Below are 11,855 nucleotides of genomic sequence, written 5' to 3'. Positions count from 1 at the left end.
GTCGCGGGCTCCGTGCGTTCGCGGGTCGTGTTCGCCGGTCGGGCGGTCAGGCCGCCAGCGGCCGCGACGGCAGCCCGGCACCGGCCCTGGCCTCGGCGAACGAGCGCAGGAGGCGGTCGTGGATGGCCCCGTTGGAGGCCACCAACTCCCCGTCGCCGGGCTTCCAGTCCTCGCCCTCGAACGTCGTCGCCCGGCCCCCGGCCTCACGCACCAGGATGGCGCCGGGAGCCCAGTCCCAGGGCCCGCACCGCTGCTCCCAGTAGGCGTCCAGCCGGCTCGCCGCCACCCAGGACAGATCGATGCCGGCGCACCCGAGCCGCCGCACGTCGCGCGTCCCGTTCACCACCGACAGGAACTCGGCCAGGTTGTTGTCCCGGTCGGTGGCCCGCGACGGCGGGAAGCCGGTGGCCACCACGCTGCGGCCCAACGTTCGGGTGTCCGACACGTGCAACCGCTTGCGGCCCTCGTACGCGCCGCGCCCGGCCTCGGCCCAGTAGGTCCGGCGCCGCGTCGCGTCGGCGACCACGCCGAGCGCGAGCTTCTCGCCGTCCCAGAAGGCGATCGCGCACGCGTAGTGCGGCAGCCCGTGCGCGAAGTTGGTGGTGCCGTCGAGCGGATCCACGAACCAGGTCGGGCGCCGCAGGTCCAACTCGGCCAGCCCACCGCCCTCTTCGCCGACCACGGCGTCCTGCGGGTAGTGGCTGCTCAGCCAGGCCCGGACCAGTTTCTCCACGCGCAGGTCGGTCGCGGTGACCAGGTCCGCGCCGGAGGACTTGAGCCGGATCCGCCGAGGTCGCCCGGCTCGGCGAATCGTCTGTGCGGCCTCTCGGGCGACGCGCAGTGCCGCGAGCGTGCGGGGAAGGGGGAAGACCACGGTGTCGCTCCTCGCCTACGGCGGTCGATGAGACCGATGCCCGATCGATCGGGGGCCGCCGGGCGACCCACGCGACCGGCCCGTGCCGTCCGCCCCACGCGGAAGCCGTACCTACATCGGGTCGCCGTCGTGCAATAGGTTGGTTGCCCCCGCATTATGTCGACCCCCGAACCCCGCCACCAGGTCCGGCAACCCGATCGTGGCGGTCCGGGGGGCTATTCGGGGTGGAGCACCGTGCGCAGGTCGTGGGCCGCTTCCCGGGGGGCGGTTCGGGTGCGGTGCGATGTCATCAGGTGGGCGGTGTGGGCCAGGAGGTTTGTGGTGCGGGGGGACGCGATCCTCGGGTGGAGCGGGGCGATTCGCGAGTGGAGGAGTTCGTCGACGTCGTGCCACGCGTGTGTGCGGGCGAGGGCGTGCAGCAGGTGGGCGTGGTCGTAGTGGGCGCTGCGGGTGCCCGGGGCTCGTGCTGCGGCGGATTGCTCGAACAGGGGGATGGCGCGGGTCCAACGCCGGTTGTCGGCGTGGATCATGGCGTGATGCCAGGTGATCTCGGCTTCGTCGAGCCACCAGGCCCAGGCGGGGTCGCGGGCGTGGTGGCCCTCGCGGTGTCTGCCGAGGGTCTCGGCGATGAGGTCGAGGGCCTTCGTGTGTTCGCCGAACTGGTTGACCGCTCTGGCCCGGCGCATCAGGAACAGGGTGCGCACGCCCGGGGGTAGGTCGTCCTCCAGGACGGCGTCGCAGATGCCCAGTGCCACTCCCGGTTGGCGGAGGTGGATGGCCTGCATGGCGAGTTGGGACAGGGCGAAGTGTTCGCCGGATCGATCACCGGCCAGGCGCGCGGTGACCAGGGCCCGGGTGGTCAGTTCCGCCGCGAGGTCGTGTCGGTCGGCGTCGAACGCCATCCAGCCCGCGATCTGTTGGGCCTCGGCGACCGCGGCCAGTGTGTCGCGGGAGGTGGGCCCGATCAGGGTCGCGCGTCGCGCCGATCGGGCGGAGCGGACGGCCTGTTCGAGGTGGTCGCGCGCGCCGAAGCGGGTGTCGAGGGCCACGATGTGCGCGCTGTGCGCGCGTAGGCGCTCCGCCTGATCCCCGTCGTGGCGGTGCTCCGGCCGTGGCCCGCGCGGCGGATCGGTGAGATCGAGGTCCAGGATGTCCTGCAGAAGGAGTCGATGGCGCTCGCGGGGCCGGACCTTGTCGCCCTCCCAGTCGCGGATCATGCGGGGGAGACTCTCCGTCATCGCTCCGGAGCGATCACCGAGGCGGCGCCGCATCCGCGTCGCGAGCTCGGCGACGGCCCAGGCTCGGTGACATCTCGCGGCCCGAATTCGTGTGCCCATGGAGGAATCAGGGCCGTCCGAGCGATGGTTCACGGAAATCTCTCCGTCGTTCTCCGGTCTACTCACGACGACACACAACCACGATCGGGAAGCGCGTGAGGGGCGTCCCCTTCGCGACGAGAACGGCTCTCGGCGGACGTCGTGATCCTGGCTCGATCCCCATCTCGCCGCGACGTGTCTCGGCCGCGTCGATGTTCACCCGCATGGCGCAATGTGAAAATCCGGATGCGCGGGGTGTCGGCCCGCAGGCGCGGCGTCGAGGGGTCGAGCGGCGGGTTCTTCGAGGTGCGGTCCGGGCCGGCTGTGGCTTGCATGGACGGTGACCTGTCCCATCCGACGAGAAGGGAGCCGGCCATGCGTGTGACGAGAGCGGTCGACGGCCCGGACGCGGCCGTGTGGCATGTGGTGGCACAGGCGGACAGCGCGGTCTGTGGGACGGCGTTGCCGCGACCTCGAGAGGCGGACGGGGCCCGGCGGCGGGAGGCGTTCTGCACGCGGTGCGTGTACCTGGTCGCACGGACATCGCCGAGACGCGCGAGGTCCGAGCGGACGGGGTCGGAGCGTACGGGGGAGCCCTCGACGTCGGGGGCGGTGCATGGACGGCCGCCCCGCACCGTCTCACCCTGATCCGGTCACGGCACTGGGCACCTCTTGATCACAACCGAATACGCGCCCTGGACGCGCGCACCGCCGGTTCGCCCGGCGGTGCGCGCGTCCCGGCGCGGTCCGCGGCGCGGTGGCCGCCGAGGCGCCGTCCGGTCCGCTACGTCGAGGCGCCGCCGCTCACCTGGTGTCGTCCTTGTGCGGGACGATCACCAGGGGGCCGGGCGCGTGGTGGATCAGGCCCTGGCTGACCGATCCCAGGAGCATGCCGCGGAACCCGCCCACGCCGCGGGTGCCCACCACCAGGCAGAGCGCGTCCTGGGCGGCGTCCGCGAGCGCGCGGACACGGTGGCCGAGGACGGTGACGCGGTCGACGGGCACGTCGGGATACTTCTCGCTCCATCCGGCGAGGGTCTCGCTCAGCCGGATCTGGGCTTCCTCGACCTCGTCCTCGCTGCCGAAGGCGGCGACCATGTTCGCCGTCGGCGGGCGCACCTGGATGGCCTGGAGGGTGGCGCCGCGCAGGGAGGCGGTCTCGAAGGCGTAGCCGACGGCGTGCTCGCAACCGGGCGAACCGTCGATCCCGACGACCACCGTCTGTGGCACGCCGGCGGCGGGTTCGGGGCCTCGGACGACCGCCACCGGACACGGTGCGTGCGCGCTCAGCGGGACGGCGATGCTGCCCGTGGTCAACAGTTCCGTGAGGGCGGACAACCGGCGTGATCCGAGCACGAGGATGGCCGCGTCGCGGGCCTCCAGGCGCAGCACGTCCACCGGCCGGCCCTCGATCGTGGCCGTGCTCACTTCCAGGCCCGGTCTGCGGGTGGTGGCCACGGTCCGTGCCTTGTCCAGCAGGGCCTCGTCGGCCTCGTGGCGCCGCTCGGCCCAGCTGCGGCGGGGCACCGGGACGCCGGCGTCGGGATAGGTCTCGGTCGTCCAGTCGAAGGCGTGCGTGGCGTGCAGCGGGCCATGCCGACTCGCCCGAGTCCCATCCGGCGCTTCCGCCGGCCCGGCGGGCCACTCCGACGCGTGGACCAGGCGCAGCGGCAGCGCGTGCCGTGCGGCCTCGTCCGCGGCCCATGTGACGGCGATCATGCCCGCCGCCGAATTCTCCACTCCGGCCACCACGGGCCGACGTCCGGTTGTCATGACAGCTTCCGATCACCGTGGGGGAACCCGCCTCGATCGCGGTGCTGACTTCCACTGTCTCTCCGCGAGCGCCTCGATGGCGCGCCGACCCGCTCCGGGGCGCCCCTCGAAGCGGCCCGACGTCGGACCGGAGACGGTGTCCGCGCCCGGTGCGGCGGCGGCCACCGGTGCCGAGGACATCCGCCGGGGGCGGGATCGGGTGATCGCGGCGCGGCGTACCGACCACGGTCACCGACCGCGCATCCTCGACGACACGGTGCGGCCGCCGGGACGGTGGGGCCTCTCCCCGCCCGGGAAGGGCCCGACCGTCCGGCGGCGGTGGTGATCGTCGAGAGCCGCGGCGGTGGCGATCGTCAAGAGCCTCGACCCCGCCCGGGCCCGGCCCGGTGCTGCGGCCGCCGGGACCTACTCGGTGCGCAGCGCCGTTGCCGTGCGGGCCCTGGCCGCCCATCCCGCGGGCACGAGCGCGCCCAGGATCGCGATCACCACGCCCGCGAGCCCCAGCAGGACCAGCTGCGGCGCGTCGTACACCTCGAGGACGCTCGGCGGCAGATTCGTGCCCGCCGCATGGCCCATCACCGGCAACACATAGGCGTGCAGCGCGAACCCGGCCGGCACCCCGACCAGGCCGCCGAGCAGGCCGATCCCGGCCACCGAGGAGAGCACGAGGCTCACGGTCTGGCGCGGCGTCATGCCGAGCGCCTTGCAGACGCCGATGTCGTGCACGCGTTCCCGGGTGTCCAGGACGACCGAGTTGAGCACGCCGAGGGCCGCCACGGAGACCAGCATGAGGGTGAGCAGCGCCGCCATCGCGTTCAGGATGACGATCATGCCCTCCGACTCCGAGGGGGAGTTGGCCATGGCGTCGCCGCCCAGGGGCTGTAGCACCGCGGCGAGGCTCTCGGCGTACTCGGCGGAGGAGACGCCCGGCTTCAGCTCCACCAGGAAGACGTCGGGCCGGGCCGCGGCGAACGTGCCGAGGTCCGCGTGGATTCGCATGCCGTCGTCCGACCCGTCGAAGGCCTCGCCGACGATCCGCAATGTCTGCGTGTCCCCCTGGTAGGTCACCCGCACGGTGTCACCGATCCGGGTGCCGGTCCGTTCCAGGAAGCGGGTGGGCACCACGGCCTGCCCCGCGCCGCCGATCCAGTGCCCGGAGATCATCTCGTAGCTGCCGGGACGCGAGTCGCCCTGGTAGAGGTGGGCCCGGGAGACGCCGGAGACCCCGGTCACGGTGACCTCCGCCTCGGTCATGCCGTAGTACGAGGCGGTGCCCGCCTGTGCCTCGATGGCGGCGCGCATCGGCGCCGGGTCGACGGTCGGGGCGGCGGCATTGGGCCCCCTGCGCAGCGGTACACCGGGTCCGCCGTCCGGTGCGCCGGAGGCGATGACGGTGACCGCCGCACGGTCTTCCGGGTCCTGGGCGTCGCCGACCGCGTTCAAGGACGCGGTCAGGCCCACGGCGAAGGTCGCCGCCACGGTGCCGAAGGCCACCGCGAGCAGCATCGCGAGCGTACGTACCGGGTGCGCGAAGGGGCCCGCGAGACCGTAGGTCACCGCCCGGGGCAGCGGCAGCCGCCCCGCCGCCCGATGCGCCCACTGGCCGCGCCCCGTGCGCGGCGCCCGGCCGACCGCGATCGCCTCGACGGTACGCAGCCTCCCGGCCCGCAGCGCGGGCACCAGCGCCGCGACCGCGACGATGAGCAGCGCGGCTACCGGCACCACGACATCCACCCACCAGGCCACCGACAGCGACGTGTCGCCGTACGCCTCCTCGGTGTCCGCCAGCAGCGGCAGCGCCATCAGGTTTCCCAGCACGACCCCGAGGGCGATGCCGACCGCGGCCGGGATCATCGCCTGGGCCACGTAGGCGCGCACGACCTCGCGCGGGGTGAAGCCGATGGCCTTGAGGATGCCGATCCTGCGCAGGCCGGTGCCGACCGCACCACTGACCACACTGCCGACGATGATCACCGACATCGCGATGCCGAGCGCGCCGAAGGCCATCAGGAAGGGGATCGTCGGCGCGGCGCCCTGATCGGCGGCGCGCTTGGTGTCGAGATAGGACTGGCTGCCCAGCAGCGCCCCGGGCGGCACTGCGGCGGCGAGTTCGGTCCGGGCGGCGGCGATCTCGCCGTTTGTTCCCGCGGCGGTGAAGCGATAGAGCATCTGGCTGGTGAGCGGGTTGTCCGCCGAGGCCAGCGCCTCGACCTGCTCGGGGGTCGCCCAGGTGTCGGCGGTCTTGCTCGCCGACAGGGCGATGCCGACGATGGTCAGGGTCGGGCTGTCCGCGGCGTCCGAGGTCTTCAGGATGGCGCCGAGCTCGACGGCGGGGCCGCCGAACGAGGCGGACAACACGATCTCGCCCGGCTTCGCCGCCCACCGGCCGGACTTGAGATCCAGGTCGTCCACGTCGGCGCGCGGGCCGCTTCGCCCGACCAGGGTCAGCGCCGGAAGGTGCACGCCATCGCGGTCCACCGGGTGGATCATCGTGGACGGGTACGGCCCCGCGGTCGCGGTGACACCCGCCACCTGCCCGGTGGCCTCCAGTTGCGCCGTGCTCGCCTTGGCCGGATCGAACTGCGCGCTCAGATGCGCACCGTGCTGCTGCGCGAACGCGTGGTCGAAGGGCGCGTCGGCGGCGACCATGAGCGAGCCGGCGACCACCGCCGAGGCCACCGCCATCATCGTGGCCAGGGCGATCACCAGGGTCTGTACCCGCCGCCGGCCCACCCCGGAGCGGACGACCCTGCCGAGCGCGCCGGAGCCGAAGGAGATCATCGGACGGCCTCCGCGCGCGTGTCGAGGGCGAGGTGGCCGTCGACCAGGTGGATCGTGCGGCTCGCGCACGCCTTCGCCAGTTCGAGGTCGTGGGTCACCAGCACGATGGTCTGCCCCTGGCGGTGCAGATCCACCAGCAACTCCCGTACGTCGTGGCCCGAGGCGGTGTCGAGCGCGCCGGTCGGCTCGTCGGCGAGCAGCAGCGCGGGTCGGTTGACCAGCGCCCTGGCCACCGCGACCCGCTGGCGCTCGCCGCCGGACAGCCGGCCCGGGTAGGCGCGGGCGTGCTTTTGGATGCCCAGCACCTCCATGAGTTCACCGGCGCGGGCCGCCGCCTTGCGCCGCGTGGTGCCGGTCAGTTGGGCGGGGAGCTGGATGTTGTCGGCGACGGTGAGGTCGTCGAGCAGATTGAAGAACTGGAAGACCATGCCGATCTGTTCGCGGCGGAAGCGGGCCAGCGCGTGCTCGCTCAGCCCGTCGATCCGCCGCCCGGCCACGGTCACGGCGCCCTGGGTCGGCTTGTCCAGGCCCGCGACCAGGTTCAGCAGCGTGGACTTGCCGCTGCCGGAGGGCCCCGTCACCGCGAGCGCCTCGCCCCGGGCGACGCCGAGGTCGAGCGGTCCGAGCGCGGGCGCGCCGGCGCTGTCGTAGCGCTTGGCCACGCCCTCCAGTTCGATCACGTCAGTCATGGGAATTGTCCGTCCTTGGGGTCGAGAGGCTCGTGCCGTTGCCGGCCTCAGCGAACGTAGGCGCCGGGTTCGGTGCGGCGCGTCGGTCGCGGCACCGACATCCGGCCGTTCCTCCGGATGACCCGGCCGCGGGGTCATCCCTGCGAAGTACTCCGGAAAGGCGGGGCGTTGGTCGCGCAGGCTGATGCGTCCCGGAGCGGGCGGGCCGCACAATGAGCCGGTGAACAAGGAGGACCGGCGCGGATGGCGTCGGCAACTGGGCGTCGCGCTGCGTGCGGAGGAGGGGGCCGCGCCGCTCTCGCGCGGGGCGGTGCGCGCCGATGTGGTGCTGGCGGTCCTGCTGGCGGTCATCGCGCTGATAGTGGCGGTGCGCTATCCCGACAGCGGACCGGTCAGGATCGACACGAAGAGCCCCCCGTTCGAAGCCCCGCCGCCGCCGCCTCGGCTGCCCCCGCCCCCGGGGGTGCCGGACCAGGGGCCGTCCTCGGTGCCCTGGCCGCTGGTGGCGTTGTCGGTGCTGCCGCTGGTGGCCCGGCGCCGGTATCCGCTGGTCGCCTTCGCCACGGTGCTGGGCGCGGCGGTGGTCATCGGCGAGGACGACACGTCCTGGATCAACGTGCTGGCCTGTGTCATCGGCGCCTACAGCGCCGTCGTCTACAGCCGATACCGGGCGCGGGCGATAGCCGTGCTGATTCTCGCAGCCGTACTGGCCGGCGTCGCGTTCCGGGACTCGGCCCCGGTACTGCCGGGCTGGTCGAGCCCGGGAGTCGTGCTGCTGGTCGCGGGAGTGGCGGCCGGCCTGGTCCTGTTCTGGCGGCGGCAGTTGACGGCGAGTCGGGACCGGTACGCGGAACTGCAACGGGCCCAGCAGGAGGCCACGCGTCGGGCCGTGGAGGAGGAACGATCCCGGATCGCCGCCGAGTTGCACGACGTCGTGACGCACAATGTGAGCGTGATGGTGATCCAGGCGGGGGCGGCGCGCAAGGTGATGGACGCGGCGCCGGAGCGGTCGAAGGAAGCGCTGCTGGCGGTCGAGGCCGGGGGGAGGGCCGCGATGGCCGAACTGCGCCATGTGATGGGGCTGCTCGCCGCCCCCGACAACGAACGCCTCGACGGCCTCGAACCCCAACCCGGGCTCGATCGGCTCGGCGCCCTGGTCGAGCGGGTACGCGCCGCCGGGACGCCGGTGAGCCTCGCGGTGTCGCTGCCGCCCGACCCGCTGCCGCCCGGGGTCGACCTCGCGACGTACCGCGTCGTCCAGGAGGCGCTGACCAACACGATCAAGCACGCGCCCGGTGCCACCTCGTGCGTCACGATCGGCTACACCGGGGACTGCCTGGAGATCGAGATCATCGACACCGGCAGCGTGCGCGAGGGCCCACCGATGGACGGCAACGGTCGCGGGCTGATCGGGCTGCGCGAGCGGCTGGCGCTGTACGGCGGCGAACTGACGGCCGGGCCGACCCTCACCGGCGGCTACCGGATCAAGGCCCGAGTCCCGTGGCGGTCGGCGTGAACCGGCCACCGCTGCGCGTGGTCATCGCCGACGACCAGGCCCTGGTGCGGACCGGATTCGGGATGATCCTGGCCGCCGACGGCATCGAGGTGACGGCCGAGGCGGCCGACGGAGTGGAGGCGGTCGCCGCGGTTCGGCGTACCCGGCCCGACGTCGTCCTGATGGACATCCGGATGCCACAGATGGACGGCATCGAAGCCACCCGACGGATCCTCGCCGACCAGAACTCGACCGGCACCCGCGTGATCATCCTGACCACCTACGATCTCGACCACTACGTCTACGCCGCGCTCACCGCCGGTGCGAGCGGCTTCCTGCTCAAGGACGTCACCCCCGAGCATCTGGTGGCCTCCGTATGCCTGGTGCAGTCCGGCGACGCGCTGCTCGCGCCCACGATCACCCGCCGCCTGATCGAGCGCTTCGCCCACCGCGACGAGCCGCAGACCGCCACCGCGCCCCGCGACCTGTCCGACCTGACCCCGCGCGAACTCGAAGTGCTGCGCCTGCTCGCGACCGGCCTCAGCAACGCCGAACTCGCCGACCGCCTGTTCCTGAGCCCGACCACGGTCAAGACCCACATCGGCCGAATCCTGTCCAAACTCGACCTCCGCGACCGCGTCCAAGCCGTCGTCCTGGCCTACGAGACCGGCCTGATCGCCCCGGGAGGCGGCGCGTAGAGCCGTGACCGGCAAACGTTTCCGGTCATCGCACTTGGACGTACCCACAGGCACCGAACCCGCGGAGGGAGCGGCTCGGTGATCCTGTGCCTGCCCGCGCCGGGTCGGCCGAGGTGCAGGCGCGTCATGTGCGCGCCTCGCCCCGGAGGACGAGACCGAATCGGGACTCGGGTACCGGTCGTGGGCCCGGGGGCGGTACCCGGGTCCTCGTGCCCGCGGATGATGAGTCGCACCGGGGTGGCTTCCTAGTCTCTGGGCATGCGACCACAGGATTCACCGTGCTGCGGAGTGCCCCTTGTGTACAGGGCCGTTGCGGCATGAGGACCTGTTCCGGCCGCCGCGCGCCGGTACCGCCACCGTGCTCGGGCTGCTCCATCTCCCCATGCCCGTAACCGTGTTGCACGAGCGCGCCAACGCTCGGGGCACAGCGGTTCGTGCTGCCGCGCACGCGATGTTCCGAGTGACCGATGCACCCGGCAGGGTGCGCAAGGAAGGTTCTCCATGACCGATCGTTCTTCGGCCCGTGTCCGTGTCCGTGTCTCGTCGTCGTCCGGGTTTCGGCGTGGGATCACGACGGTGGCCGTGGTCGCCACGGCCCTGGCCGTAAGCGGCGGCACGCTGCCCGCGTCGGCGGCGCAGACGCCTGCTTCTCGTGATGTCGTGCGGCAGGGGCTGGAACGTCTGGTGCACGACGACCAGTTCCCCGCCGCCCTGGCCGCCACCGTCGACCGGGACGGGCGTTCCCGCAACTACGCTGTCGGCGTCGCGGACTTGCGGACCGGAAAGAAGGCACCGGTCGACGGGCAGGTCCGGGCGGGCAGCAACACCAAGGTGTTCACCGCCACGGTCGTCCTGCAACTGGTCGGCGAAGGCAAGGTCGCCCTCGACGCCCCCATCGAGCGATACCTGCCGAACCTGGTGCGGGGAGTGGGCATAGACGGCCGAAACATCACCATACGCCAGTTGCTCCAGCACACCAGCGGACTGCCCAACTACACCGACTACATCATCAACGACGTGCTCGGCGAGGGCCGCCACACCTACTACCAGCCCCGCACCCTGCTCGACGTGGCGCTCGCCCACGAGGCGCTCTTCGCTCCCGGGACCCGTTGGTCGTACAGCAACACGAACTACATCCTGGCCGGCTTGCTCATCGAGAAGGTCACCGGCCGGCCGGTCGCCGAGCAGATCACCGACCGCGTCATCGACCGCATCGGACTGCGCCACACCTACTTCCCCGGTGTGGGCGACGAGGGCATCCGGGAAGCCCACCCCCAGGGCTACCAGGTGCCGAAGCCCGGGGGACCATTCGAGGACATCACACGGCTCGACCCCTCCTGGGGATGGACCGCCGGGCAGCTGATCTCCACCCCGAGCGACCTGAACCGCTTCTTCTCCGCCCTGGTCGGCGGCAAGCTCCTGGGGCCGGCGGAACTCGCCCAGATGCGCACCACCGTCCCGATCCCCGACGAGTTCGGCATGGGGTCCGGCGCTCGGTACGGGCTGGGGGTGTCCAGCCTGCCGCTGAGCTGCGGCGGCCTGACCTGGGGGCATGGCGGTGACACCCCCGGCTACGCCACGCGCAACGGCGTCACCGATGACGGCCGCGCCGTCGCGATCGCCGTCACCGCCAACAGGGCGCCCACCGCGGCGGGTTCCGCGCATACCGACGCTCTCGTCGACACCGCTCTGTGCAAGTGATGGTCGGCGCTCCGCGCTGACCGGGCGAGCGGCGAAAGCGCTCCGCGAGCACCCGGGTTTCACGTCCCTCTGATCCGTGCGGGATCGGCGGACCGGCGACGCACGCGTGTTGGTAGCGTGCCGGTCATGACCGAGAGTTCGGGTACCGGCGTCGAGGCGTTGCTCCGCGAGGAGATCATCGCGCTCGCCGCCGGTACGTTCGTGGTGGTGTTCTCGGGGGTCGGACTGGGACGTGGGCAGGCCCGGAACCGGGTGGACAAGGAGTTCTACCGCCGGTTCGGGAAGCCCGCCAGAGGCGACGCCTACCATGCCTACCAAGCGGTCATCATGCAGATCGTCCTGATTTGGGAGCAGGCGCGGGTCGCGGCGCGGGCCAACTCGGGCCCTCTCGTTCTGCTTCCCGACGGCGTGCGCCTCCTCGACGCCACCGACCCGGCGAGCGAACTGCGCGCTCTGCTCCGACCCACCCGGCCCGAAGGCGCCGACCGAACCGCGAGTGACGTCGACACCAAGTGATCAGGAGGAATC

The 11,855-nt window shown here is 72.4% G+C and carries 9 protein-coding genes; 4 read left to right on the top strand and 5 right to left on the bottom strand.

All coding sequences use genetic code 11. The features are described 5' to 3' along the window. Positions 1 to 46: 46 nt before the first annotated feature. The 5 genes from OG928_RS35995 to OG928_RS35975 all read right to left on the bottom strand — a co-directional run bounded on the left by OG928_RS35995 (position 47) and on the right by OG928_RS35975 (position 7,433). On the bottom strand, positions 47 to 874 hold the full coding sequence (locus tag OG928_RS35995) for an inositol monophosphatase family protein (RefSeq protein WP_331766201.1): 828 nt from the start codon (positions 872 to 874) through the stop codon (positions 47 to 49). A gap of 215 nt (positions 875 to 1,089) precedes the next feature. Then, positions 1,090 to 2,091, bottom strand: coding sequence for a hypothetical protein (locus OG928_RS35990; RefSeq protein ID WP_406291535.1), 1,002 nt, complete (start codon positions 2,089 to 2,091; stop codon positions 1,090 to 1,092). A 903-nt stretch (positions 2,092 to 2,994) separates the two neighbouring features. Next, positions 2,995 to 3,963 carry a universal stress protein gene (locus OG928_RS35985; protein ID WP_331766199.1) on the bottom strand — a complete coding sequence of 323 codons (969 nt, stop codon included), beginning with the start codon at positions 3,961 to 3,963 and terminating at the stop codon, positions 2,995 to 2,997. A 405-nt stretch (positions 3,964 to 4,368) separates the two neighbouring features. Then, positions 4,369 to 6,744 (bottom strand): FtsX-like permease family protein, encoded by a 2,376-nt coding sequence (locus OG928_RS35980; protein WP_331766198.1) that lies wholly within the window; start codon positions 6,742 to 6,744, stop codon positions 4,369 to 4,371. After that, entirely contained in the window at positions 6,741 to 7,433 is a 693-nt protein-coding gene (locus OG928_RS35975) for an ABC transporter ATP-binding protein (RefSeq protein ID WP_331766197.1), read from the bottom strand. Before OG928_RS35975 ends, OG928_RS35980 begins: the two co-directional genes overlap by 4 nt. 184 nt (positions 7,434 to 7,617) lie before the next feature. Here OG928_RS35975 and OG928_RS35970 point away from each other — a divergent pair, with 184 nt between their 5' ends. The 4 genes from OG928_RS35970 (at position 7,618) to OG928_RS35955 (ending at position 11,843) form a co-directional block, all read left to right on the top strand. Next, positions 7,618 to 8,949 carry a sensor histidine kinase gene (locus tag OG928_RS35970; protein ID WP_406291534.1) on the top strand — a complete coding sequence of 444 codons (1,332 nt, stop codon included), beginning with the start codon at positions 7,618 to 7,620 and terminating at the stop codon, positions 8,947 to 8,949. Then, a complete protein-coding gene (locus OG928_RS35965) occupies positions 8,934 to 9,626 on the top strand; it encodes a response regulator transcription factor (RefSeq protein ID WP_331766195.1) in 693 nt (230 codons plus the stop codon). Before OG928_RS35970 ends, OG928_RS35965 begins: the two co-directional genes overlap by 16 nt. Positions 9,627 to 10,127: 501 nt before the next feature. Further along, positions 10,128 to 11,327, top strand: a complete 1,200-nt coding sequence (locus OG928_RS35960) for a serine hydrolase domain-containing protein (RefSeq protein WP_331766194.1) — start codon at positions 10,128 to 10,130, stop codon at positions 11,325 to 11,327. Between the two features lie 126 nt (positions 11,328 to 11,453). Continuing rightward, on the top strand, positions 11,454 to 11,843 hold the full coding sequence (locus tag OG928_RS35955) for a hypothetical protein (RefSeq protein WP_331766193.1): 390 nt from the start codon (positions 11,454 to 11,456) through the stop codon (positions 11,841 to 11,843). Positions 11,844 to 11,855: the final 12 nt, after the last annotated feature.

It is taken from the genome of Embleya sp. NBC_00896, assembly GCF_045207785.1.
GTDB lineage: Bacteria > Actinomycetota > Actinomycetes > Streptomycetales > Streptomycetaceae > Embleya.
The sequence above is the reverse complement of the archived record's forward strand: the minus strand, read 5'-3'. Positions and strand labels throughout refer to the sequence as shown.